A 26,013-nucleotide genomic window follows, 5' to 3' on the forward strand; every position below is an offset into this window, starting at 1 on the left:
TCATTCGAATCTTCTTTACAGGTTCTGTTTTATCCCTTACCTATTCCCTACTATGATTGTGTAATTTTATTAGAAACTAATAATTTTTCAATGCATTTCGGTAACATATCTAATAGCGTTTCGAATGCGTAGTTTACATCTAGACGTTCTGTCCATTGATGTGCATCTTTTCCTACCGGCCCCATATTTAATACTGGAACATCAAACTCCTCTAATTCCTGAAGCGGAATTGAATAACCTTTATCCCATAATGGCATATTGTCTACAAGCGAACTCATTGAATCCAGTGGATACTGCAAGCCTACATAACTTAAATCTGAAATCCCCCCAAAATAATTTTGGTTTTCAAATGTAATTTTATGATTGTAGTGTGCATACTTTTCCATTTCTACAACTACCTCTTTTATTAAAGGATTGTTGCGTGAACTCACAGCTGGATAGTACGGCGGAGCGAAGAAAAGTACAATCATCGGTGCCTTTTCTTTACATAAAATCGCTAATTTATCTACTAAATCAATGGTTACCGCACGATCATCTTTATCTCCTCTATTTTTTATAATATTAGATTGAATATGATTTATTTTTTCTCGTCCATGTTGCTCAATTGCATATGTGATAAGCTCTTCATAAGTTAATACATTTACTTTGAGATTAGGTGGTATAAATGAATTATATTTAGAAAAACGATATGCATGTTTTTCATATGACTCTTCTATTTTCTCTGCTACTTTCGTTACTTTTTGACGTAACAATGCAACTACATCTGTCATTGATTTTTCTAATAAAAACAAATTAAATAATGTAACTGCACGATGCGGAATTTGTACAGAATAATCCTCTTTTAAGTCCCTTTGAAGTAAGTTAGTTGGCGGAGGACTCGCTTCCCCTTCTACAATATCACAAAGGTCTGTGTTTAACTCTAATTCTGCTGTTATTAATGAAGCCATATAACTCCCATTTAACCCTGCAAAAGGTTCACCTACATGTGTCTCTTTTCCGTAGCAAAGAAAACCAGGTAACACTTTACCAATAGAGCCAGTGTAAATATACTTATTTTGGTCACCAGGATGTCTTGAAAACATAGGCTCTGAGTTTAAGACCGTTTTATAATCTAAGTTATGCTCTCTTGCTAAATCTAACAGTCTCGGAACAGCGGCCCTCATCCCTACAGAATTTACTTCTTCATCTGGTACAGCCAATAAAAGAACATTCCCATCAAATCTTTCTTCGCAAGCTTGCTCAATCATTGCCATTTGTAATGCGAGGCCGCATTTCATATCCATTGTTCCTCTACCAAACAGCCATTCTCCATGTTCTATATCTTCACGTACATGGTCTGGAAGTTCATCTTTATGAGAATAAAACATAGATGTTAATTTTTTAGGATTAAATGCATCTTCTTTCCACATTCCGTAATCTTGTACATCTACAACATCAAAGTGACTTACTAGAATTACAGTATTTTTTGTACTATCGCTTTTCTTTACTAGTGCTGTAACAAAATATCGTCCGTCCCCTGTCGGATTTTTTTGCAAATGGTGCGGTTTTTGTTTGAAATACTGTAAGTCAGATAATTGTTCCACAACAAAGTCTGGCAATATTACTTCAGCCTCTGAACCGGTAATACTAGGAATTTCAACAAGACTGCTTAATAATTGAACCAATTGTTCTTTTGATTGCCACTTTGACATATAAATCCCCCTATTTTCCGCATTATGAAAACTAATTCCATTATATGAATAAAAAATGACGACAGCTATCAAAATTATAGTTCTGATGTACTGCCGATTTTTATTGATATTTCATGAGCCGCTTGTTTTACCTTGCTAATAAGAAAAGATAGTCGATCATCATTAATACGATGACTAATTAACCCAACACTTAATGCTCCTACTACTTTATGATTAAATCCGATAATAGGTGCAGCTACTGAAGCTGTCCCTTCTGTTTTTTCACCATAACTGACAGCATATCCTTCATTTTTTATTTGCTTTATTTGATTAAGAAGAATTTGCTTTTGTTCTGGTAATGAAGGAAGTAAATACTCTACAATATGTTCCATTTCATTCGTTTTCATATTGGCAAGCATCGTTTTATTTGCAGCACCAATTGAAAGTGGAATTTGTTCTCCTAGATTATCGATAACTCGAATTTTTAAAGGACTATCAATTCTTTCAATGATAATAGAATGTGTTCCGTTTGGAATATTCAAATAGACACTTTCTTCCACTTCAGAAGCCAAACGTTTCATCACTTCTCTTGCAACAGATCTATAGTCTACCTTCTCCAATTGACGCAACCCTATTTCCATCCACATTGGTCCAATTTTGTACTGTTTTGTCTCTGTAATTTGTGTAACTAACCCATGCTCCATTAGAGAGTTAAGTAATCTATGTACTGTACTAACCGGGAGATGTGTTCCATCAGCTATATCAGAAATAGCCCAATACTCTTTTTCATTTGTAGAATTCAATAATTTAATAATACTTATCGCTCGATCAATGGACTGTACCATAACTCGCCTCAACTTTACTCGTAATATGTTAGTACGCTTAATTAACTATCAATTTAGCAAACATTCGAAATGAAATCAATCTATTTATTTAATTTTCTAACAATAAAAACATATCACTAACAACGAATTGAAAACGCAAACAAAAAAATATTGACTTTTCTTTTTAATTATCTGAAAATTATAACAAGATTTCACATCACGGAATACATTCCATAATACGGAAAAACATCAAACATTATTCTATCAACTACGAAAGTGAGGAAAACAATGGCGCAAGTAAGCAATACAAACAATGAATTAAAACGTACGATGAAAAGTAGACACTTATTCATGATTGCACTCGGTGGTGTGATTGGAACCGGGTTATTTAACGGATCTGGCTTTATTATAAGTCAGGCTGGACCTGGTGGATCCGTACTTGCCTTTATTGCTGGTGGATTATTAATGTATTTCGTTATGCTATGTCTTGGTGAACTTGCTGTAGCCATGCCGGTTTCAGGTTCTTTTCAGGAATATGCTACTAAATTCATCAATCCTGCAACTGGCTTTACAATCGGATGGTTGTATTGGTTAAGCTGGGCGAATACGACCGGTCTTGAATTTACAACTGCCGGTATTACAATGCAGCGCTGGTTTCCTGATATTCCTGTTTGGGTTTGGTGTTTAATATTTGGCGTTACCATCTTCACTATTAACGCATTATCTGCTCGTAGTTATGCAGAAACAGAATTTTGGTTTTCAAGTATAAAAGTATCTGCCATTATAGCTTTTATAATTCTTGGTGGCGCCGCTATGTTCGGTTTTATTGATTTAAAAGGCGATGAACCAGCTCCACTTCTTTCAAATTTCGTAAATCATGGTGGTTTATTTCCGAATGGGCTTGCAGCTATTCTATTAACAATGGTTACAGTCAATTATTCCTTCCAAGGTACAGAGCTTGTCGGAATCGCAGCAGGTGAAAGTGAAGATCCAGCAAAAACTTTACCTCGTTCTATTAGAAATATTATATGGCGCACAATGTTTTTCTTCGTCTTAGCAATCTTTGTTCTTGTTGCTTTAATTCCTTGGGAAGAAGCTGGATTAACAAAGAGTCCATTCGTTGCTGTTTTTGATAATATCGGTATTCCATATGCAGCTGATATTATGAACTTTGTTATTCTTACTGCTGTTCTTTCTGTCGCAAACTCAGGACTATACGCTGCTACTCGAATGCTTTGGTCTTTATCAAAAAACGAAATGGCTCCAGCATTTTTAAAGAAATTATCATCACGTGGGATTCCTCTCAACGCTTTAATCATGACAATAGCTATTTCTGCTTTTTCTCTTTTGACAAGTGTAGTAGCTGCTGAAACTGTTTACTTGTGGCTCATTTCAATTTCCGGAGTCATTACCATTATTGTTTGGATGTCAATTTGTGTTTCTCAATTCTTTTTCCGCAAACATTATTTAGCAGACGGCGGAAAATTAGAAGACTTAAAATTTAAAACGCCACTTTATCCACTCGTACCAATTCTTGGTTTTGGATTGTATGGCATTATATTAATCAGTCTTATTTTTATCCCAGAACAACGACTTGGAATCTATTGCACTGTCCCATTTATCATCTTTTGCTACACTTACTATCACTTTAAAGTTAAGAAAAGAAATTCTACTAACACTCATAGTGAAACTAAAATTAGCGAGACTTCGTAATATTTGACTATACATAAAAGACCACACATGGCGTTTCACTTCATGTGTGGTCTTTTTTCATTATTTTAATATGATTTCATCTGAATTTAATGAATATATCCCCTTTCCTACAAAAGTAGTAGAGTGTTCATTTAAACACTTACTACCTCAGTGGGATTTATCACATTCCAATTTCAATATAATAGTAAATAGGTATATCGGATATAGATGTACATTACTAGGCTTATACATATTTCAACTTTAGAATTATATTCACTATTCAATTGGTAGTTACCAATAAAGAAAGGAATGATCATAATAATACAGAACATATACGAAACTCATTTACATGTAAGAAATTTAGAGAAGGCAATAAATTTCTATCAAAACAAGCTAGGATTAACGTTAGCAAGAAAACTCTCCAAAAGAAGAGTGGCTTTCTTTTGGGTCGGAGAAAATAAACAACAAATGCTTGGACTATGGGAAGTACATAACATTGAAGACTTTGAGCCGAGACATTTTGCTTTTGGTGTAAATTTAGAGTTTTTAATGACTTCTAAAGCGTGGTTAGAGGAACGTGGAATAGCAGTGATAGGAAGTCAAGGAAAAGGAAATCAAGAGCCAATTGTCCAAAGGTAGATGCCTGCTGCAAGTGTATACTTTCTAGATTGTGATGGAAACAAATTAGAATTCATTTCTATGTTACATGAGAATCCAGATGAATTAGAATATGCGTCCTATTTAAGTGTATGGAATGCGGAACACCAAGAAAAATGAATGGAATTTTCGTTCAAGTCTTTTCTTATTTTTGGATATAATGTTGTACGATCCCCCCTTTTACTATGAATTTGTTAACATAATGCATTTACTGTCATCTTATATTTGTACTTACGTACGAGCAATTCCTAATCTGCTTCCATTACAATTTGAATTATGTAAATTTTCCTCTTATCTGGCATCTACTCTTTAAACACAAACTCCCCTTAAATCGAAAATGATTAAGGGGAGTTTTATATACGATGCAATTATAGTTCAGATTTCACTCGAACAGAAACATTATTTTTAATTATATTTTTGACATCTTTAAAGCTAACAAAATTGTTACTTTTCTCATCCCAAAGACGGAAACGTAGTGATTGTAAGCTTGTAGCAAGCGTAATCGTTGGTACATTTTTTAACGGAAGCGTATTATTGTGTGCCTCTTCTAGTTTATAGTTAGGTACCCTTGGGCTTAAATGGTGAACATGATGGAATCCAATATTACCAGTTAAGAATTGCAAAATTTTAGGAAGCTTATAAAAAGAACTTCCTTCCACTGCCGCTTTCACATATTCCCAATCTTTATCCTCTTCAAAATAAGAATCCTCAAATGTGTGCTGTACGTAAAACAGCCAAATCCCTACTGAACCTGCTATTAAGAATATAGTACCATGTACTAACAGAAACGATTGCCACCCAATTGCCCAGCAAAGTATAGCTACTACAGCAACAATTATAATATTCGTCAAATAAGTATTCATACGTTCTTTCTGCCTTGCACCTTTTCGGTTAAATCTATTTTTAAGCAAGAAAACATAAATCGGACCTAATCCAAACATAACGAATGGATTGCGATATAAGCGATATGCTAAACGAAGTCTAAATGGTGCAGCTACATATTCATCAACTGTAAGCGTCCAAATATCCCCTGTACCCCTCTTATCCAAATTACCACTTGTAGCGTGGTGAATAGAATGTTCATGCCCCCACTGATCAAATGGGAATAATGTTAAAACACCCATACACGTTCCAACTATTCTATTTGCACGTCGACTTTTAAAGAACGAATAATGGGTGCAATCATGAAAAATAATGAAAATTCTTGTCATAAATCCAGCGGCTAACAGTGCTGGAACTAATGTTAACCAATAAGAAACTGACAAACTTTTATAAGCAAGGTACCATAAAATAATAAATGGCACGATTGTGTTGATCAGTTGCCAAACACTTTTTTTAATCGTTGATTTTTCAAAAGGAGCAACTTGTTTTTTTAAATTTTTAGTATTTTCTAAGGTCATTGTTCTAATTCCTTTCCTTTTTGTTGCTAATTCATATTATAGCACACTATTAGTATCAGGTGTTAAAAGTAGCTATAATAAATATTATATACTATGAAAATCTCTTTTTTCTTACTCATTACTTACAAATTACTTACGCCCAAAATAGCTTCTATAATTGGACAGGCGGAGTATTTTATTTATAAAAGAAACTTCGAATTTTCCCAATAAGTACATAAAAAAAACAGCAAGTTTTTTCACAAGAAGAAAAAAGCTGCGATAAGTCAGTTTCACCGACTTATCGCAGCTCCTCTTCGTTTTACCTTATTTTATCGATGAAGCCACACTGCACCTGCAGACTTGTCTTCAGCTTGGCCTACCACTTCAAACTTCAGTCCTAGTTTCGGTAACTTACGTCCTGCATCAGGAATAATACTGTTGATGTATTGCTTAGAATCATCAAATTTTGCCACTCCTGGTAATCCTTTATAATCGAAGATACCGCGAGTTGGTGAATTTACTTTCCATGCTGGTGTTTGATCAAATGAGAATGCCGCATCGGCAATTTGGTAACGCGTACTGCTCTTCACAGTAGGTTGTCCGTTTAATGTCCCTACAATTGCCTCTGGATGAGAATCTACTACTCCTAAGAACCCTTCACCTGGATGAACGCCTACCCAGTTATCTGTAAAGCTTTGATCCGCATACCATACAACCATTCCTGTATTAAATACTGGGCCACGTGCATGTTGTAACGCAGTGTCAGAACCAGCGTAATTTCTCCACTCTACATAGTAATTATGTTTTTTCTGTTCAAATCCGTTAGACACAGTAAAGCCTTTTAACGTCATTGCTGGCTGACCTTCTGCATCATCAGAGAAAACAACTTTTCCATCTACAGTTAATGCTGCATTATCTAACGCAAACCCTTTATAAGCTACTGCAATATCTGTTAAGTACTCAAATTGCAGTTTTACTTTTTTTCCTTTGAATTGGCTTAAATCGTATGATTTATCAACCCACTTACCATCAGTTGTATCCGCGCCGCCTTTTACATCTTTTTCGCCCATTCTATCAATGCGTGTCTTCGTTCCATCTTCTGCAATCGCATATACGTCAAGGAAATCATACTTCGCTTCAAGTTCGTAAAATGCCTTATAATCGAACTTAGCATCCTTTGCATTTGTTAAGTCAAATACTGGTGTCTCAAGTGTTGTATGAATGTCATTTCCTTTTGTACTGTAATAGAACTTCTTACCAAACGCTGATTCGATATTTTTTATATCTTTGTCCGGCAAGTTAACACGAACGATTCCAGGTCGTTTAGATTTTGTAGTACTTTGATCTACATATGTCGCAACACCGATTCCTTTGCTAAGTTTGTCATAATCTACTTCAAGGATATTCGCCCAGTTCCCCTTCATATTCTTTTGGAAAAACTCTTTATTTTGTGGTGAGAAACTCGTTGGCTCTGTTCCTGCAATTTTTCCAGCCCAGCTACCACCACTCATAATAGACCATGACTCAACAGGTTCACCTTGTCCTGAGTACTTTGTATCATATTCATCTGGTAAGCCTAAATCATGGCCATACTCATGTGCAAACACACCCACTGCCCCGTCTTCAGGCTCGATTGTATAATCATATGCAGCCATCTTTCCGCCCCAGTTCGAAACAGAAGATTTCGTGCCATCAATTGCATATGGTTTTGAACCTAGTTTTGAACGATGTGACCAAATCGCATCATCTTTCAATTTACCGCCGCCAGCTTCTTGACCAACGCCAGCATGTACAACCATTAAATGATCAATAATGCCATCTGGCTCATTTTTATTTCCATCACCATCTTGATCGTATTGATCAAATTGGTCATAGTCTGCTAAATTGATTCCTTTTGCTACCGCTGCTTTTAATGCTTCTTTCACAAAATCTTTTGGTCCTAAAGGCCCCTTGTTATCATGCCCAGTACCCGCATCAGCACCATAATCTGATGCTTTTCCTGGAACAGTAAGCCATTCTGTTACAGTCCCATCAACTGTGTAGCTACCACCAGATTGTTCTTCATAATATTGCTTAAATGTGTTAATCTTCGATCCATCAAATAAAGTAAATGGTTCATCACCAAATAACATTTTTTGATAATGTTCACGATTAAAGTCTTTAGAATACATGTATCCTGGCTCTTGATCAATATTGTTATGCTTAAAATCGCTAAATTCTACAAGTAAAACAAGTACTTTATCTTTTCGAACAGCTCCATTGTATTCTTCTTGCTTCGCTGATGTAGTAGGTACTTTTCCATTTAATTTCCCAGGGTTCAATGCTGCACTTTGTCCAGCTACTGGGCCTACTTCAGGCTGCTGCGCCTGTTCATTTTCCTTCATTTTTGCATCTTTTACTTTTTTCATAAAATCAGAAGCTTCTTGCGTAAGACTATCTCCTGTTAAGATTTCTTTCCCAGGGTTTTCCCCTTTCTTTTTCTCAACATATTTTTCGACAGCCTTTGACGTCTCAGCTTGCGATGCAGATTGATCAATTACCCCCCGTTGTTTTAGCGCTTCAGCCAAACGCTCCTCCGGTATTAAGTGCTCATCTATTGGTAGAGATGATGTTGGTGTCTCAGCATACGCTGCGTGACCTCCAAAAGCAAACGTACTACTTAGTACTGCTGCTGTTGTTAATACCGCTAATGGTTTTAATTTCTTTTTCTTTTTCAATGTATTTCCTCCCCAGTGTCTGCAAATTATCGTTTTTTGCCGATAACAACATAATATTCGTTATAATACGAATATTCAATCTTTTTCAACAAATAAAATGTTGAGAAATATTTTTTATGCAGGGTGAAATACATAAGATAGAAAAACAAACTCACCTATAAATAACAGTGAACTTTTTTAGTAAAAATAAGAATTAAATATTTTCTATACTACTTAATCTATGGTTTACCATATTACTCACTAATCTCATTATTACAAGCTAATAGTGGTTCGTACATCATTATAGCGTGATTCTCTGTTACATATTGATCTTCTATTAACTGTTTCTGTAGATTATATACTTTACGTTGAATCACATTATGTCGTATATAACCGCCCCAGTATGCAGGTTGAATTGAGTGTTCTTTCTCATACACTTCATATTGATAAAGTTGCGGATAGACTGTTCTCCATTCACCAACTAAATGTTCATCTGTCATATAAAGGTGAAGTTGATACGGTTGATCCGTTTCATTTTTAATTTGTAAATCCAAATAGTTATAGGAACAAGTTGCCCCACTCCCAAACGGTTGAGTTCGCCTAGAATCAGGAAAGACATCAAAGCTATGACGATATCGTTCGGTTACTGTCAGTGGTGTATGTAGAGTCATCCAATATATTAAATTTGAAAGCTGACAAAGACCTCCTCCAATACCTGATTGAAAAGATCCGTAGTGTAATACCATACCTTCTACATACCCTTTTTTCCTCGTTGGCTTACCTATTAAACGCCAGTAAGAAAATGTTTCTCCCGGTCTAATGACGATACCATTTAGTTTTTTAACAGCAATTTTCAAATTAACAACCTTATTCTGTTGATACCACATATCTACATCTTTGAGCTTACGAAGTAATATTGTTTGGTGCTGAATTGCTGTACAAGGTAGCTTTTCTTGTTGGAACCTTTTTGCATATGTTTTTCCGTCTGCTAACCACTGAATGTGCCTCTTTGTAGAGTAATACCACTTCCCTAGCATAATGCGATACTTAGACCGCTGTTTAGGACGTAAGTGCACTATATTCATTTTATTCCCTCTCTCTTTCTTCAACTAAATTCTAATATATTTCTAATTCAATAAATTACAGTTTTCTTAACTGCATAATAATTTTCGCAAAAAAATAATAAATTTACTCTAGTGGAGATTTTATTTTGATGATTGCTTTATAATTATATAAAACTGAGCTTCAATACAATAAATTGAAATAAACACATTATAAATATAACGGATAACCTTAAATAAAAAATAATGAACATTAAAGAAATTCTAAAGTATTAATATATTTTTCGTAAATATTAATTGATAACCCATTAGACTTTACTATATGTATAACTTCTTATTCTACAAAACGAAATTTTTTAATGTAAGAAAAAACTATACTTTCCCTTTAACATTGATACCAGTCTCATATGGAAAACTTTACAAAACAATTCGAACACTTACATTTAGAATAAACACAAAAAATTGCCACCAGTTAGCTTAACTGGTTGGCAATTTTTTAACGAGAATGCTTTACAAATAGTTGAATTGCTTCTTCTGGTACATAGCACTTTCCATTACTCTCTACAATAATACTTCTTAATTCATACCCTTTACCATTGATACGAATTATATTTTTGTTACCAAATAATTGTGCTTCTACTTTATTATGTTTTACTACCAGTAACGGGTTTGCTCCTTCGGTTTTGTTGGCTGTTACAGTTGCACCAATCTTCTTAAAGGCTTGTTCACTCTCTAAAAATATTTTATTCGTTACTTCTTCTAAGTTAAAGCCCATCGCTTTCGCCATCGTCTTCGCAATGTCTGTATTTTGGATTAAGCCTTCTGGTTTTTGAGGTCCATAAGAATGTAAGAATACATCCTCACCTGTATGTCCTCCTGTCGTAAAGCCGATATTTGCACGATTAGCCAATAATGTAGTAAGAATTCGTCCTACATCCATTTTCTTTTTTGCCGCTTTTAATTTTTCTTTTTCATCATGAGTTAGATTATCCAAACCGTATAGTTTAGCTACATCTTCTACATTTGATAAATCAGATTTCAGTTTATTTATAGTTCCTTCAAGTGTCATTTTCGCCTTTTTCAATGGATCAATGTATGCAGAAACCGGTGTAGTATTGTATCCTTTTGTCGTATTCCTATTCCCTATAGAGATGCCGCTGTTACCATGATCAGTTAAAGCGATGAGCATCGTATCCCCATCTTTCTTCGCAAATTGTAACGCCTTTGCTACCGCTTCATCAAATGCCAATATATCACTAATCATCCCAATTGGATCATTCGCATGGGCTGCCCAATCAGGCTTACTACCTTCTATGAATAAAAAGAAGCCATCTTTATCTTTTGATAATGTTTGAATTGCTTTTTCTGTCATTTGAGAAAGTGTTGGTTGTTCTGGGTTTGTTGCTATACGATCCGTATCAAACGCAAGAGCATGATGTGAGAAAGAGCCCCAAATTTTATTAGATTTGGAGTTCAATAACGCATCTTTCGTTTCAACAAAATCGTATCCTTTGTTTTGAATCACCTTTACTAAATTTTCACCATCTTTTCGGATTCCATTACTTTGCATAGGTAACAGCGCCGCTTTTCCCCCGCCTAATACGACATCTATATTTTGATATACTTGCTGCTTCGCAATTACGTCAAATTGCTTGCGATTGACATGGTGAGCCGAGAATCCCGCCGGAGTAGCATGCTGAATTTCAGATGTAGCAACAATTCCAGTTGCACGACCAGTACGTTTTGCACCTTCTAATACGTTTGCGACCGGCCGTAACTTGTCCTCTTCTTTTATTGGCTCTAAGCTAGGCGAACTTACAATAGAAGGTAATACACCTACATATCCTGAATTTGATTTATTTCCAGTTGCTAATGCTGTTGCTGCTGGCGCTGAGTCTGTAATAGCTGATTCCGCCGAAAACGTACGCACTCCTCCTGTTACAATTTGATCTAACGTAAGCGGTGCCCCTTTATACCAGCGAGCCAATGTTGTCGCCGTTGAACTCGTTCCGTCCATAACCATCATAATTATATTTTTAGGCTGATGTTCTACTTTTTTCACCTTAGCTTTGGCTGCATGATAATTCATCATACTTTCCGTACTTAATACGCTTACTATTATAGCTGCCACTAATAGCAACTTTTTCATCTTCACACCATAATTCAACATGATTGTTCCTCCATAAACTTTGCATTCATTTAAATACACACTATTTCCTTTTCCATACCAAAACCTACATATGTTTTATTAGTTCCCAATTCTCATAAAGCTAACAATAGTTACTTTCCCTTTCTTTCCTTTATTAAATATCGGTATGTATCATCTATCTTATAAAAAAGATTTAACATCCTTTTCATTAATTACTTGTTTAACAATAAATCCTCGATCAAAAGAAATAAAAATTTATTGTTAAACAATAAATTCCGTGTTAAATTAATAAGATATTAAATAAATGAGGTGCTTTTTATGAAACAAGGATCCACACTCTTTTTAAAGACCGTTGTGATTCTGATCGGAATCCCCGTTCTTGCTATGTGCATTTTTTTAGTCCCTAAAATAGGAGCTTTCGTTGCAGAATTATATCCAGATATTGCATATATTAAATATCTTGTATTTATCAATTTATATGCAACAGCAATACCTTATTACTTCGCACTGTACCAAGCATTTAAGCTTTTAAACTATATTGATAAAAATAACGCATTCTCAGAGTTATCTGTTCAAGCTTTAAAAAATATTAAGTACAGCGCATTGGCAATTAGTGTATTATATGTATTAGGTATGCCACTTTTCTATCTCGTGGCAGAGAGAGATGACGCCCCTGGCATTATTATTATCGGAATGATTATGATTTTTGCTTCAATGGTAATCGCGGTCTTTGCTGCCGTTCTCCAAAGACTATTAAAAGATGCTATAGATATAAAATCAGAAAATGATTTAACGGTCTGAGGTGAATAATATGGCAATTATTATTAATATTGATGTAATGTTAGCGAAAAGAAAAATGAGTGTAACAGAGCTTTCGGAGAAGGTTGGAATTACAATGGCTAACCTTTCTATCTTGAAAAATGGAAAAGCAAAAGCAGTCCGTTTTTCAACTTTAGAAGCAATATGTAAAGCATTAGAATGCCAACCGGGGGATATTTTAGAATATCAACCTGAAGATACCGAGTAAAAAGAGTCCTTCATACGAGAAGGACTCTTTTTATTACACATTACGGTGCAAAACTAATTTGACCAGTAAACAATAGGATAATTGCTATGATCCAAAATATAAAAAATGATGAGGACAGTATTAATGAAAGAATAGCAATTCCCTTCTTCTCTGTTCTTTTCGTCATTGTGATTATTGAAAGTATGATACCTACACCTGTCAGGGCAATTGTAATATAATCTCCAACTATATTACCTGCATTGGCTATCCTTGTTGGCGTTATAAAAACGAATAGAAAACACAAAATGCCGATGAGTAAAGATACATAGCTTATTATACTGTACTTCTTTTTAGGAACTATTTCAGTTTTCATACTAACCCCACCCCTTCTATATAGCTATGAATTCATATTAACATGAATAACCATAATTTGGTTAAAATATAAAAAAGATAAAGTAGACGCTATCACTTTATCTTTCGGTTTATTTCTATCTAACAATTAACCTGGCTACTTCCTTAATAAAGATGGACAATCATTCTTTAACCTCTAGTAATTATTATATACAGAAAATAAAGTGAAACTTTAATCAGTGGAGGTTTTGTTCACCCTCCATTGATTATTAGTTGAACCAATCGGGCTACCCGTTAATGCGGAATAAAATGAAAGAGTTCTAAAAAATAAAGACTGTACCTTTAAAATGAAAGATACAGTCTTTATTAATAACTTTTTTTATAAAGAAAACTCTCTATCAATCACTACCTTAAAAAACTCCGAGTATTGTAATAAAGAATAATCCGCTACATCACAATTACCTTGAAACATACATGTTGAAATACCTAATTCTTTTGCGGGTATTAAATCTAACTCTCTATCTCCAATAGCTAAATCAATATTATGTTTTTTATGTAAATGATTATAAGCTAAAGAGTTGGGCTTTCGGGGAAAGCCATCGTCAATTGTAACCATATCTACAAAGTACTTTTCCCAGCCGTAATATTTTAAAATGTCCATAACCCCAGCCCTATGTTTATGGGTCATAATCACATTTTTATCTGCAAATTTCAAAACCTCTTCGACACCTGCAAAAGGTTTCATATCTTTTGGCGTGAATTTCCCCTTCAAAACTTTAATCTTTTCTTCCTGCTCACATGAAATATTATAATACTGAATTGCATGAGAGTATGATATTTTTAAGTTTTTGTATATTTCTTGTTTTTCTACTGAATCACCTAATATTTCAGAAAGCATCATTGTATATGCAGGATACGTATCAAATAACGTCCCATCAAAATCCCATAAAATATTCATTCTATTCACCTTCTATTTTCAAATCATTCAATGACTAAATCCGCCCTATCCCTCGGCAATTCCGTTTTTAAGTAATAATCCTCTGCTTTCCAATACCTATTTTCAAACTTTGAAAGGTTTTTCTGCGTTTTTTCACTCTCACGTAGAAACCTTGTCTCTCTTGGACAGTCCAAATAGACCATATAATGAAAAAAATCTCTCCATTCTTTTCGCTGCAGAAAAACTCCTTCAATAACAATTACGCCTACAATAGGAATCTGTACTTTTTCCATTTCACATATATCTGTTTCTTCATGAAAGAAAGGTAATTTCAATTTTGTTTCATGTTGTAGCTTTTGAAAAAATTTCCGCCTTAGCCATTCAATGTCCCATTGTAAATAATAATACTCATACCATTCTTCATATCCAGTATGATATCGTTTATTACGCTCCACTATATGATCATCAATATGGAAAATACGAAACGGAATGCCTTCTTGTTTCATATTTTCTTTTAAATTGGCTACGAATGTTGTTTTTCCAGATCGACTTAAACCATCTATACCTAAAATGAATCTATTTTCCCTATGCTTCTTCATAATCGTTATAAGTTCGTTTGTACTCATTACTTCTTCCACTCTTCTTTTAATAAAGAATATAAAATGGTATCATGAGCAACTCCATTTTGAATCATATGTTTTCGAAGGAATCCTTCTTCTTGAAATCCTGCTTTTATTAATAACTTTTGAGAAGCATTATTTTCTACATATACAATCGCTGCAATTCTTATTAGTTGCAGTATTTCAAATCCGTAAGCTAAAATTGCTTGTAATGCTTCCAATGCATATCCTTGTCCCCAATATGTATCATCTAATTCATAACCAATTTCAGCTCGTTTATGATGATTATTAATTAAATGAAATCCGCACGTTCCGATTAATTGGCCCGTCCCTTTTTTCTCGACTCCCCAGCGAAATACACTGCCCTCTTCATAACGATTTTTGAACGTTTGAATCGTTGTTTTCGCTTGCTCAATATTTTGGAAAGAATCCATTCCGAAATAACGTATAACTGATTCTTTCGAAAAATATTGGAACATCGTTTCTGCATCTAATAGTGTAAGTTCTCTTAAGAATAAACGTTCTGTTTCTAGTTTCGGAAATCCCATCTCTCTTTCTCCCTCTATTCTAATGCACTGCAAATTTCAATATAATTTCCATCTGGATCAGCAATGTAGGCAATTGTTTGTCCCCACGGTTTTACAATTGGCTCCACTAAAATTTTAATACCTTGCTCTCTAAATTGCTCAATCGTTTCTTGTACATTCTCAACAACGAATCCTAACTCGAAATGAGAAGACTGTAATTCACCTTCTGTAAGCGGTAGTCCTGTTAATTCTTTCACATCTTGCCGCGTATTCATCGCTAAAATGGTAGTTCCAGTATTAAATTCAATATATGTGCCGTGCTCTGCTTTTATAGGTAACTGTAAAATATCTTTATAGAACTTTAAACATTCCTCAAACTTTTCTACATATAAAATGATGTACTTCATTTTCAAATTCATTTTACATCCCCCTTTGTATCTATCCCTAAAATTTCGACAAAAGTCTCATAAAAACCTTGTTCCTTGTAGTAATGAGCAAAAAAAATGAGGCCGATTTCTCGGCCCCCCAGCTTATTGGCATAAAACAGGAGATTTGGTTTGGACATAACCAGTTCGTACTTTTATTATATTTTATTTTTTCTGAATTTTAAATACATTAAACACCTATTTATATTGAGAAAGTTTTTTGCTTGCATAAAATTAAAGATTTTAAGAAATGATACAAATGGAGGTGTATACATATGGAACCAATGCTATGTCCAAGTTGTAAAACGAACCGTACTCGCTTTAATATTCTTGAGCAACAAGTAAAACCAGTCAAAATAAATCCACAAACTGGTCAAGTGGAAGAAGAATACACAAATGAAACGATGAATGCTTTTCATATGGCTTATCAAGGACCTACATACCGTGTCCAATGTGCTGTATGCGGACTTGTTGAAAACCCTGAACAATTTATTAAACCTGCGCAAAATCAGTCTTTCTAATAAAAATATGATTATCCCTTGTAGAAATAGATTTTTCTATAAGGGATTTTTTCGTTTAATACGTTAATTAAAAATGTATTTCTTCCTTATTATATGTTAAATTCCACACCATTTTAGTAATATTTATATAAGGGAGGTGAAACAAATGATTTTAAATAAAAAGATAATGCTTCCATCAACATTTCTACTATTAACTTGTCACATAGTCATCTTTTACTTTTGGATTTCCGATTGGAAGAAAATCTCGAGTTCTTACGGTTTAGCTATATGGATACTTTCTACTATTTGTGGTCTTTTACTTTATTTCCTTTATAAAAAACAAAAATCTAATAAAGTGATATTCATTGCTAGTTCGTTATTATTAATTACTTCTTCATTTATGATTTTTTTAGGTATTGTTACTGGTATCATCTTTGTAACTGTTAGTTCTATGCCTTAAATATACAATATTTTATTATATAAAAAATACCCAACAAAACAAGGATATATAGAAATTAAAGAAGATGATTTCCATTCAATATACAACCATCTTCTTTAATAAACCCAATCTTTGTTACAATATTTCATTTTTTAACTTTTTAATCTTCCAATATACATTAATAAATATATACAAATACATACAACCTATAAATCCTATCATGCCTTTAAATATATAAGGAATTCTAGATTCTGATGGTCCAAGAAAACATAAGTAAAGCGCTGGCATTATTGTTACAAACATAATTACAAAAAACTGTAACAACTCAGTAAGTTTTTGTATCCTCGTTTCCTTCTCTGAATATATATCAGGTAACTCATTTGCCTCTTCTACTTCTTTACAAAAGTAATTCCACTTCGCAAAACTCGTTACATGTTTCCAGCCACACATTTCATATATTTGGATATATTCTTTTTGTTTTTCTGTCGAATCTTTATACTCTAATCTAAAGTCTGCTTTATATACTACATCTTTCGGCTCAGTTTTCTTAAACGTATACATTACGTTATACTTTTGTAACGCCCAGCCTTGTTGATGCATTTTACGTAAATACGCTTCTTCTTTTTCTAAGCTCCATACTGCGAAAGGTTTGAATATCTTCTTTGTCTCCATCTCTCATTCACTCCCCTAATATACTATTTCCATTCCTTACAGATCTCTGCAATCTGTTATACTCGAGCTCTAACACTTCTCTCCCAAACGGCGTTAACTCATAGCACTTCTTTCTGTCTGTAGAGGCAACTTCAACAATTAACTTCTCTTTTAGTAATTTCGTCGTATTTCCATATAAAGTACCAGGGCCGAGCTTTACTTCCCCATTTGTCATCTCTTCTACCATTTGCATAATTCCGTAGCCATGCAACGGCTTCACGAGTGACAATAATATGTAATATGTCGCCTCAGTTAACGGAATATATTTTTGCGCCTTCGCATTCATTATAACTACCTCCGATACATCGATATATGATATATCGACTCACGATACATCGTATATCGATATTGTATAATTATATTCCAAAATATGCAAGAGTAATTTAATAATTAAATATCCATTTCTTTGAATTAAAAAATCATACCAATTTTCTGAATAATTTGTTAAAATATAGAAATATTAGCTCTTTTATAATGAAAGGAATGGTACATATGATAAATAAATTGAAAGAAAACATCGGATCTGTGTTTGTTGGTAAAGAAAATGTTATTGATCTACTGCTCGTTTCACTTCTTGCTGATGGACATGTACTACTCGAAGACGTGCCTGGTACTGGGAAAACGTTACTGGCAAAAACCATTTCAAAAAGTATTGGTGGTAGTTTTTCTCGCGTTCAATTTACCCCTGATGTACTTCCAAGTGATGTAACAGGTATTGAATACTTCAACCCAAAAACAAGCGAATTCGAATTAAGAATTGGACCAGTTATGACAAACATTTTGCTAGCAGATGAAATTAACCGTGCAATGCCGAGAACGCAGTCGAGTTTGTTAGAAGCGATGGAAGAACGACAAGTGACGCTGGAGAAGCAGTCAACTCCTCTTCCGAAACCGTTCTTTGTTATTGCGACGCAAAACCCAATTGAATCACAAGGGACTTTCCCTCTTCCAGATGCACAGCTTGATCGCTTTTTAATGACGATTTCAATCGGTCATCCAACTCCTAAAGATGAGTTACAAATGATGCGACGTTTTCGGAACGATTTACCATTAGAAAGTGTCACATCTGTCATCTCATTAGAAGATATTTTAGAAGCTCAAAAACGAGTAAAAGAAATATTTGTTTCGGAACCGTTAGAACATTACATTATTAAACTTGCTCATGCTACAAGAAATCATGATTATATCGCTAACGGTGTAAGCCCACGTGCCACATTAGCTTTAGTACGTGCTGTTCAAGCTTTAGCCTTTTTACGCGGGAGAGAATATTGCACACCAGAAGATATACAATTGTTAGTTCCTTCTGTTTGGAATCACCGTATCGTCTTATCAATGGAAGGTGCCCTGCGTACGACAAAGAATGATATTATGCAAAGTATTTTAAAAGAAGTTGACGTACCTGTGGAGATTGAACAAGCATGAATGGACAGCGTGTTGTAACTGTGCCTTTATTTTTTCAACTCCATATTATTCAACTGACCGTTCCAATCGCATTACTTTTCACATTCTTTTTCCCGCAACGAATGCTTATGTTTCTCTTTTTCTTCTATTATTTATTTGCGATTTTTATTTATAAATATGTCGCTTTCATAGAGAAGAAGTTTCAAATCATAAATGAGAAACAAACTACACGGATTTTCCCTGAGGAATCTGGACAGTTTTTTATTCATTTAAAAAATGGAGCCAGCATACCAATCGTTAATGGTGTTTGTTACTTTCATTTAAATTCGTCCCTTATACCGCATAAAGAGCAAGGCATTGAACAAATATCAAAAACGTTATTCTCTTTCCCATTTTCACAACCTGCACATTCGGCACAAAAATGGGGGTTAACATTAACCGCCACGAAGCGTGGTGTGTTTCAAATTGAACAATTTGAATGTGTATTAAAAGATCCATTTCATCTATTAACTGTACATTTACCTGTTTTTGATAAATTAAGGACTGAAATTATTGTGTATCCTTCTCCTAAAGAAGTAGCAGGTTTGCAAGAACTTCAGCAACTTTTGAATGGATCTTATCGAACGAATTTTTCTTTTTACAATGATGAAACATCTATTATCGGTGTAAAGCGATATGAGCGTGAGTCTTTCCGCTCTATTCATTGGAAGGCATCTGCTAAAATGCAACAATTACAGGCGAAGCAATATGAACCTGTAAAAAATTATAGTTGGACGATTTGTCTTTCTTTAGCTGCCGATCGTGGATTTGGTTGGAAAGATAATGTAGAAGAACTTATTTCATATGCAACATACATTTTCCAGTATGCAACGAAGCACCACATTCCGTTTGAATTGTTTATTAGTGTATTAGCAGAAGGCGGTGCATTACATGTACCGTTAAATGAAGGACAAACACAATATGCAAAAGCTTTAGAAGAATTAGCCCGTATTTCAGATGATAGTACGTTACTTCCGAAACAAGGATTCCTTCATTATGTAAAGAGAAAAAGAGAACGATCGTCTACAATGATATACATTGGTTTACAAAGAAATGAACTCCCTCTTCTCTCGCAGCCAACGTTTCTCATTACTAGTGAAGGGATGGTGGAACCAGTTGAAAACTTGGCTATATCACATTCATGATTTCATTCTGCTCCTTCTGCTTTCATTATTAACAGAAAGAGATGAACTAATTAGTATTGCAATATTTTTAACAACAGGCTATATTGGAGTATTTCTTATTCATAAATTTATGCAAAAAAAAACAACAGGATTTGTAATACTTTTAGTTCTTCAAATCGTTCTTTTCTCTTTATTTTTACCTTTTTCTCTATTTGGCACAATCATATTACCACTATTTTTCTTTATCGTACATGTGGTCGGACCTGGATATCCAGTTCAAAAATCTTTAGGTGGTATTGTATGGTTTTTCGTTTCAGCTATATTTTATGCACCCTTTCCACCGTTGTGGAAACTATTAATGTTAGCCTTGCATCTTATAATTACATTTTGGTTAACCGGGGCCAATCGCAAACAACAACTATTACGTTTTTCTTCTATCATTACGATTGGCTTAATGAGTATATTAATTGTTCAAGTATTTCCTTTCATTCGACTTATTTTTGGTTTTATAACGGAAGTAGTCGCATTAGGCGTCGGCTATGCTTTAATGCCATTAATTAAAGCAGCGGAATTAAAAGATACTGAAGATGTTTGGGCAAATAAAGGACATCTCTTAAAACCAAAAATTGAAGACGGAAAAAAAATTCCTGATTTTGATCCAATACTCATAAATAGCACTACAATAATAGTCTGTACAGCTATCGCTATTTACGTCGTTTGGAAAATAGTAAAAAAACGAAAACATTTAAGTTTACCAAATATGCCCGCCTTCGAATCTACTATCATTACTGATAAAGAAGGAATGAACCAAAATCGTTTTAAACGAAATAAACCGCCACATAACGAAATTCGGAAGGAAATTTTCAAGCTAGAGAGTAAGTTAACCCCTCCTTTAAATAGAAAACGGGGAGAAACTGTTGAAACTTGGCTAGAAAGAATAAACGATGAAGAAGATGTAAATATTCAAAGTGATATTATTATAGATGCTTATAATACGGTGCGTTATTCAAATAGTGCAAACACTGTACTTCTACATGAATTTAAGGAAGAGATTCATAAGCTTTATGCATATCAAAAAAGTTTGAAGAAACGAAAGAAATAACGTAACAAAAAGACTCCTATATTCATAGGAGTCTTTTTGTACTTCTACGTTGCTTTTTAAATGGAAGCATTCTTCCCTGCTTCAATTTCTAATGACTCTTCATGCCACCAAAGTGTTTCTTCAGGGTCTTCTTTAGCGATTTGGTGTGCTTCTTTTTTCGTTTCTACTGTAGGATATGAACCTTTTAGCGCACGCCCTGAAGTTGTAACGAATAGTACACTAAATACAACTAATCCAATAATACTTACACCTGCTAAATAAAATGCCGGTGCGAGCGGGTTACCAGTTGCATGAACTAAGTATGAACATACAAGCGGTGTTGTTCCACCGAATATCGATACAGAAATATTAAATGAGATCGAAAGTGCTCGATAACGTACATCAGTGAAAAAGAGTGATGGTAATAATGAAGGTAATGTTCCTTCATATACACTTAAGAAGAAACCTAGTACGAAAATACCTGCAAATATAGCTGCAATATGTCCGTTACCTATTAGTAAAAATGCTGGAATTGCAAATACAGTTAAACCAAGTAAACCAATTTGCACAACGCGTTTATTACCAATTTTATCACTTAATTTACCGAAATATAGTGCTAGTGGAATCATAAGTGCCATCGTAATAGAAATAATTAATAAGCCTGTTGTTTCTTCGACTTTAAGTACTTGAGTTAGATAAGAAGGAATATACGAAAGAATCATATAATTTGTAATATTAAAGAAGGCGACAATTACTGTGCTTAATAAGAAGTCTTTTTTGTGATATTTAATAATATCCATGAATGAAAATTGTTCATTGTCTTCAGATTCCTCTTGTGCTTTTTCCATCTCTTCAAAGATTGGAGATTCATCTAGATGACGGCGTAAGTATAAACCGACCAAACCAATTGGTGCAGCTATTAAGAAAGGAATACGCCATCCCCAGCTGAGCATTTGCTCATCTGTTAACAATAACGTCAAAATGGTAACAATTACCGATGCAGCAATGTAACCTGAGAGTGTTCCAATTTCAAGACCACTACCGAGTATACCACGCTTTTTATCTGGAGAAGATTCTGCGATATAAACCATTGCTCCTGAATATTCGCCGCCTGTAGAGAAGCCTTGAATCATTCGGGCAACTAAAAGTAGTATTGGTGCCCATACACCAATTTGTTCATAGGTTGGTAGTAATGCGATGAATAATGTAGAAAGTGCCATTAAAATAATAGTAGTACTTAACACGATTTTTCGGCCGTACTTATCTCCTATTCTACCAAAGAATACACCTCCGATTGGTCGAACGAGAAAGGCTGCTGCAAATGTACCGAATGTAAGTACAAGTTGCAATCCACTATTATCAACACCAGAGAAGAATAATTGACTTAAAATTACCGCTAAATACGCGTATAATCCGAAGTCAAACCACTCCATTGCGTTCCCTATACCAGTAGCAATTACTGCTTTCCTGGCTTGTTTAGGATTAACAATATTAACGTCTTGAGGTTCAAAATTTAAATCATTATTTTGTTGCATATAATAAAACAGCTCCTTATTTAATTTAACTTCTTTAAGCACACCTTCTCTTATTGAATAAAATTAATTCGAAGCACTTAAGGAAAAGCAACGTCTCCTTATCTGTTATTATTATTTCACATAATTAATTATTTGTCCAATTAAATGCTCTTTTTATATAAAATTAAACCCTGTTTAACTTGTTATAGAATGACGTTCAGCTTATATAACACATACCTTTACACTACAAATGAAATTTTAATTTATTTATATCTATACGTTTCTGTAATTGCTTCCTTTAACCTAGAAATTAGTAACTTTTACTAAAGATTTGCATATATTTAAAAAGTGAACTCATTAGCTCGAATTTTGTCTTATTACATTCAAATATAGTATTATTATAGATTTAAAGGAGGGTGTTTTATGTTGGAAATAATACTTTTACTTGCTACTATTTCTTTTCTCTTCATTATTTCTGGATTTTTCATTACCTTAAAACAATATAAAGAAATAAAAAATATAAAGACTATATTAACTACCAAAAAAGAAAATGAGAAAACTACATCCGAAAACTCAATCCCTATGCAATTAGACCTGAGCGTTCTCAATAATTTACTCGCTTCTGGAATAAATAAAGGTACTAATTCAGGTAATGAAAATTCTAAGTCTGAGAAAACTAAATAGTCGTTACGTATTTAATAAAATATATATCTCCTATTTTATCTAATCTTATTAATAACTACCTCTGATTAAAAAGGAGACTACTTATGTGTAAAAATCCGATTTCTATTATTATTCGTATACAGCATAACATAAAAGTTTTACCTGAAATTTTGAAAGCCTGTGAACAACTACACCCTTTAGAAATCATCCTTACTATTAACGGATATATCGATGATTCCATTGATATTGCACAATCTTACAATTGTAAAATTATCACATTAGAAGAACCGTCAGAATTAAATAATTGTTATGTAATTGGTGCCACAAAAGCAAAGGGTAAGTACCTCTTATTTTTAGATGCAAATTACATTATCCAATCTTCCTTACTTACACAATTTCTTCAACCATTACTAGACGAATCAGCTGACATAGTATTAAACAATTTAGATGACTTTTTTTATCAAAAGCAAAAGCCAACTATAGAAATGATTTGGCAGCAGGTTACGAATCATTTTTTTCATCGTCCAGATTTACATGTTAACTCACTATTATTTCCTCCCTATGCAATAACAAAAGAGATTCTTGATGCAATTACTCCAGAAAGTTTATTAAATCCGATATTGGCACAAATGAAAATTATTAAAAATAAATTTCGCATTAGCAATCATTTTAAAATTTCTATACCGCAAATTCCCTCCTTCCCCTCAAAACAACTCATTCGTTATCACCTAGAAGCAATTGAAAATTGGGTAAATATATTACAAAATTCAAGAGGAAACTATACTGATAATAATCGAAGGCGAGATATTATTTTAGAACTTCAAAACGGCGAACAAAGAGCTATACCCAAAATAATTACAGGTAAAAAGTTTTATTCAAATACTTATGGAAATAAACAATTATCCATCATTATCCCTGTTCAAAATGAAGAAAAAACGATAGAATCTATCATTTTTGAGGTGCAGAAATTAAAACCTTTAGAAATCATCATTATTGTTAATGGATCAACAGATAAAACAGAGGAATTGGCGAAGAATTGCGGTGCAACAGTTATTACTTACAAAGAAGCACTCGGCATTGATACCGGACGTGCCGTTGGTGCATATTTTGCAAAAGGTGATATATTATTATTTATTGATGGTGATTTCTTAATTCCTAGTTCTGATTTATTACCATTTGTACAATCTGTTCAAAATGGAACCGATTTAGCTTTAAATAAATTAGAGCACTACTACATGTATCGTGTTCCTTATACTATCGTAACTGCATGTAAGCATGTTGTTAATTTAGCATGTAATCGAAAAGATTTAGGTATGGGCTCCACAACTGCTGTCCCTCATGCTTTTAGTCGAAAATGCATTGATACAATTGGGTTTGATTCTCTTCTTTCACCAACCTTAAGTCAAGTTAAAACAATTTTAGCAGGATTGCATGTACAAAATGTTCATTCTATCGACGTTGACAAGATAAATCGAGTTCGACCAGAAAAACACTTCTCGCAGGAAGGCTACCTTTCATTAGCAACGCAACAAATCATTGGTGATCATATAGAAGCAATTTCTTACCTCATTGAACAAAAAAGAAACACTGAATACTTTTAATTGTATATTCTTACCACCAAATAATATATAAATTCATTTTAAATATATAGCAAAATAAAAAAAGATGGTTGTAACCATCTTTTTTATTTTTACATTAGATCAAAAGAAAAGTAGCAGGCAGGCTTTTCATTTCTGTATCTTTCTTAAGAAGTTTGAAAATAGAGGCTTGTTAATGAAGAGTCAACACTTAAATCATCTTTTAGTGCAATTGAGAAACATGCAACTAATGGTAAAGTAATAACAATTGATCCACTAGGACTAATTACAATAGTAGGACTTGTCCCACATGTGCCTCCACAATCGACTACTGCATCAATTCCACTACCAGGGGTAATTGTAATTTTAAGACACACATCTAAACAAACATTATTCGTAGTACATGCCATAACTCTCCCTCCTTTCTTTTAACAATATATGCAGTTAATTAAATTCGGACACGACTCTCTTACTAAGTCTTATAAATTAGATGTTATTTTATTATTAACTGCATAGAAAATTAACGTTTTATTAAACTATCTAAATCAACTAAAAAACTCAAATCATCCTTTACTGAAATAGAAACACATGCAATAAACGGTATTACATTAAAATTAGATAAACATTCATCATTGCACCTTACGAATATTTCTGCCCCACCATTTGGATTGACTTTAGTTTCTAAAGAAATATGAAAACAACTTTTATTGATGCAAGACAAGATATCCCCTCCTTTCTTATATCTAATATCAATTTATCCAAAAATAAAAATACCGTTACAACTTTATTTACTCTTTACCTTCCATACTTAAAATAAAAAAAATAAAAGCTTCTTCATATATATAAAGAAGCCTTTACCTTTTAGTTACTTGTTCATTTACTATCAGTCAGTGAAACATGCTCTGCACTTGTACCTGAGCTAAAAATAATAAAAATTTTTGATTTTAGTTTCATTGCAATACTAAATATC

At 33.7% G+C, this 26,013-nt stretch carries 26 protein-coding genes and 1 pseudogene; 11 read left to right on the plus strand and 16 right to left on the minus strand.

All coding sequences use genetic code 11. From position 1 onward, the window contains the following. Positions 1-50: 50 nt before the first annotated feature. Positions 51-1,691 (minus strand): M20/M25/M40 family metallo-hydrolase, encoded by a 1,641-nt coding sequence (locus ACTFRU_RS03090; protein ID WP_006924532.1) that lies wholly within the window; start codon positions 1,689-1,691, stop codon positions 51-53. Between the two features lie 74 nt (positions 1,692-1,765). Further along, the gene (locus ACTFRU_RS03095) at positions 1,766-2,515 is read right to left on the minus strand and encodes an IclR family transcriptional regulator (protein WP_000250758.1); all 750 of its coding nucleotides are present in this window, start codon (positions 2,513-2,515) and stop codon (positions 1,766-1,768) included. A gap of 267 nt (positions 2,516-2,782) precedes the next feature. Between ACTFRU_RS03095 and ACTFRU_RS03100 the strand changes: the two genes are divergently transcribed. Together ACTFRU_RS03100 and ACTFRU_RS03105 are read left to right on the plus strand one after the other, a co-directional pair. Beyond that, on the plus strand, positions 2,783-4,207 hold the full coding sequence (locus ACTFRU_RS03100) for an amino acid permease (RefSeq protein ID WP_000079991.1): 1,425 nt from the start codon (positions 2,783-2,785) through the stop codon (positions 4,205-4,207). 297 nt (positions 4,208-4,504) lie between these two features. Beyond that, positions 4,505-4,963 (plus strand): annotated as a pseudogene (locus ACTFRU_RS03105) (VOC family protein). 248 nt (positions 4,964-5,211) lie between these two features. Here the strand turns inward: ACTFRU_RS03105 and ACTFRU_RS03110 are convergent. From ACTFRU_RS03110 to ACTFRU_RS03125, 4 genes are all read right to left on the minus strand, one after another. Beyond that, complete coding sequence (locus ACTFRU_RS03110) at positions 5,212-6,243, minus strand: fatty acid desaturase (protein ID WP_000171504.1); 1,032 nt, start codon at positions 6,241-6,243, stop codon at positions 5,212-5,214. A 308-nt stretch (positions 6,244-6,551) separates the two neighbouring features. Continuing rightward, positions 6,552-8,939 (minus strand): immune inhibitor A domain-containing protein, encoded by a 2,388-nt coding sequence (locus ACTFRU_RS03115; RefSeq protein WP_440037455.1) that lies wholly within the window; start codon positions 8,937-8,939, stop codon positions 6,552-6,554. A 233-nt stretch (positions 8,940-9,172) separates the two neighbouring features. Then, a complete protein-coding gene (locus ACTFRU_RS03120; RefSeq protein ID WP_001028236.1) occupies positions 9,173-10,003 on the minus strand; it encodes a VanW family protein in 831 nt (276 codons plus the stop codon). 472 nt (positions 10,004-10,475) lie between these two features. Continuing rightward, a complete protein-coding gene (locus ACTFRU_RS03125) occupies positions 10,476-12,149 on the minus strand; it encodes an alkaline phosphatase (RefSeq protein WP_000935918.1) in 1,674 nt (557 codons plus the stop codon). Between the two features lie 297 nt (positions 12,150-12,446). Here ACTFRU_RS03125 and ACTFRU_RS03130 point away from each other — a divergent pair, with 297 nt between their 5' ends. Both ACTFRU_RS03130 and ACTFRU_RS03135 read left to right on the plus strand, forming a co-directional pair. Next, positions 12,447-12,929 (plus strand): DUF2975 domain-containing protein, encoded by a 483-nt coding sequence (locus ACTFRU_RS03130; protein WP_049108109.1) that lies wholly within the window; start codon positions 12,447-12,449, stop codon positions 12,927-12,929. A 10-nt stretch (positions 12,930-12,939) separates the two neighbouring features. Continuing rightward, positions 12,940-13,155, plus strand: a complete 216-nt coding sequence (locus ACTFRU_RS03135) for a helix-turn-helix domain-containing protein (protein ID WP_000974619.1) — start codon at positions 12,940-12,942, stop codon at positions 13,153-13,155. 40 nt (positions 13,156-13,195) lie between these two features. Here the strand turns inward: ACTFRU_RS03135 and ACTFRU_RS03140 are convergent, their stop codons facing one another. From ACTFRU_RS03140 to ACTFRU_RS03160, 5 genes are all read right to left on the minus strand, one after another. After that, complete coding sequence (locus tag ACTFRU_RS03140) at positions 13,196-13,507, minus strand: hypothetical protein (RefSeq protein ID WP_000845558.1); 312 nt, start codon at positions 13,505-13,507, stop codon at positions 13,196-13,198. A 357-nt stretch (positions 13,508-13,864) separates the two neighbouring features. Continuing rightward, the gene (locus ACTFRU_RS03145; protein ID WP_075677220.1) at positions 13,865-14,443 is read right to left on the minus strand and encodes an HAD-IA family hydrolase; all 579 of its coding nucleotides are present in this window, start codon (positions 14,441-14,443) and stop codon (positions 13,865-13,867) included. A 23-nt stretch (positions 14,444-14,466) separates the two neighbouring features. Then, complete coding sequence (locus ACTFRU_RS03150; RefSeq protein WP_000106114.1) at positions 14,467-15,048, minus strand: kinase; 582 nt, start codon at positions 15,046-15,048, stop codon at positions 14,467-14,469. Beyond that, the gene (locus tag ACTFRU_RS03155) at positions 15,048-15,590 is read right to left on the minus strand and encodes a GNAT family N-acetyltransferase (RefSeq protein ID WP_000506640.1); all 543 of its coding nucleotides are present in this window, start codon (positions 15,588-15,590) and stop codon (positions 15,048-15,050) included. The genes ACTFRU_RS03150 and ACTFRU_RS03155 overlap by 1 nt, the downstream gene beginning before the upstream one ends. Before the next feature lie 14 nt (positions 15,591-15,604). Continuing rightward, the gene (locus ACTFRU_RS03160) at positions 15,605-15,988 is read right to left on the minus strand and encodes a VOC family protein (protein ID WP_440037456.1); all 384 of its coding nucleotides are present in this window, start codon (positions 15,986-15,988) and stop codon (positions 15,605-15,607) included. A gap of 281 nt (positions 15,989-16,269) precedes the next feature. Here ACTFRU_RS03160 and ACTFRU_RS03165 point away from each other — a divergent pair, with 281 nt between their 5' ends. Both ACTFRU_RS03165 and ACTFRU_RS03170 read left to right on the plus strand, forming a co-directional pair. Further along, positions 16,270-16,515, plus strand: a complete 246-nt coding sequence (locus ACTFRU_RS03165; RefSeq protein WP_000433602.1) for a hypothetical protein — start codon at positions 16,270-16,272, stop codon at positions 16,513-16,515. A 145-nt stretch (positions 16,516-16,660) separates the two neighbouring features. After that, positions 16,661-16,954, plus strand: coding sequence for a hypothetical protein (locus ACTFRU_RS03170; protein ID WP_440037457.1), 294 nt, complete (start codon positions 16,661-16,663; stop codon positions 16,952-16,954). Between the two features lie 114 nt (positions 16,955-17,068). Here ACTFRU_RS03170 and ACTFRU_RS03175 read toward each other — a convergent pair whose 3' ends face one another. Together ACTFRU_RS03175 and ACTFRU_RS03180 are read right to left on the minus strand one after the other, a co-directional pair. Continuing rightward, complete coding sequence (locus ACTFRU_RS03175; protein WP_000448310.1) at positions 17,069-17,605, minus strand: DUF2812 domain-containing protein; 537 nt, start codon at positions 17,603-17,605, stop codon at positions 17,069-17,071. 7 nt (positions 17,606-17,612) lie between these two features. After that, positions 17,613-17,930: a PadR family transcriptional regulator gene (locus ACTFRU_RS03180; protein ID WP_000991882.1), complete on the minus strand. Its 318-nt coding sequence runs from the start codon at positions 17,928-17,930 to the stop codon at positions 17,613-17,615. A gap of 206 nt (positions 17,931-18,136) precedes the next feature. Here ACTFRU_RS03180 and ACTFRU_RS03185 point away from each other — a divergent pair, with 206 nt between their 5' ends. Genes ACTFRU_RS03185 through ACTFRU_RS03195 form a run of 3 tightly spaced genes read left to right on the plus strand, consistent with a single transcriptional unit; the run spans position 18,137 to position 21,310 of the window. Next, complete coding sequence (locus tag ACTFRU_RS03185; protein WP_000608784.1) at positions 18,137-19,066, plus strand: AAA family ATPase; 930 nt, start codon at positions 18,137-18,139, stop codon at positions 19,064-19,066. Continuing rightward, entirely contained in the window at positions 19,063-20,229 is a 1,167-nt protein-coding gene (locus ACTFRU_RS03190) for a DUF58 domain-containing protein (protein ID WP_001014398.1), read from the plus strand. Before ACTFRU_RS03185 ends, ACTFRU_RS03190 begins: the two co-directional genes overlap by 4 nt. Then, the gene (locus ACTFRU_RS03195; RefSeq protein WP_440037458.1) at positions 20,201-21,310 is read left to right on the plus strand and encodes a DUF4018 domain-containing protein; all 1,110 of its coding nucleotides are present in this window, start codon (positions 20,201-20,203) and stop codon (positions 21,308-21,310) included. The genes ACTFRU_RS03190 and ACTFRU_RS03195 overlap by 29 nt, the downstream gene beginning before the upstream one ends. Before the next feature lie 56 nt (positions 21,311-21,366). Here ACTFRU_RS03195 and ACTFRU_RS03200 read toward each other — a convergent pair whose 3' ends face one another. Further along, positions 21,367-22,824, minus strand: a complete 1,458-nt coding sequence (locus ACTFRU_RS03200; RefSeq protein WP_001186926.1) for an MFS transporter — start codon at positions 22,822-22,824, stop codon at positions 21,367-21,369. 402 nt (positions 22,825-23,226) lie between these two features. Between ACTFRU_RS03200 and ACTFRU_RS03205 the strand changes: the two genes are divergently transcribed. Together ACTFRU_RS03205 and ACTFRU_RS03210 are read left to right on the plus strand one after the other, a co-directional pair. Next, positions 23,227-23,487 carry a hypothetical protein gene (locus ACTFRU_RS03205; protein ID WP_000889737.1) on the plus strand — a complete coding sequence of 87 codons (261 nt, stop codon included), beginning with the start codon at positions 23,227-23,229 and terminating at the stop codon, positions 23,485-23,487. An 83-nt stretch (positions 23,488-23,570) separates the two neighbouring features. Beyond that, entirely contained in the window at positions 23,571-25,067 is a 1,497-nt protein-coding gene (locus ACTFRU_RS03210; protein WP_000335242.1) for a glycosyltransferase, read from the plus strand. A 143-nt stretch (positions 25,068-25,210) separates the two neighbouring features. On the opposite strand, the gene ACTFRU_RS03215 is transcribed toward ACTFRU_RS03210, so the two are convergent. Together ACTFRU_RS03215 and ACTFRU_RS03220 are read right to left on the minus strand one after the other, a co-directional pair. Beyond that, a complete protein-coding gene (locus ACTFRU_RS03215; protein ID WP_000752474.1) occupies positions 25,211-25,453 on the minus strand; it encodes a hypothetical protein in 243 nt (80 codons plus the stop codon). Between the two features lie 110 nt (positions 25,454-25,563). After that, positions 25,564-25,764, minus strand: coding sequence for a hypothetical protein (locus ACTFRU_RS03220; RefSeq protein ID WP_001277646.1), 201 nt, complete (start codon positions 25,762-25,764; stop codon positions 25,564-25,566). Between the last annotated feature and the right edge of the window lie 249 nt (positions 25,765-26,013).

The organism is Bacillus cereus group sp. MYBK220-1, assembly GCF_051916445.1.
GTDB lineage: Bacteria > Bacillota > Bacilli > Bacillales > Bacillaceae_G > Bacillus_A > Bacillus_A cereus.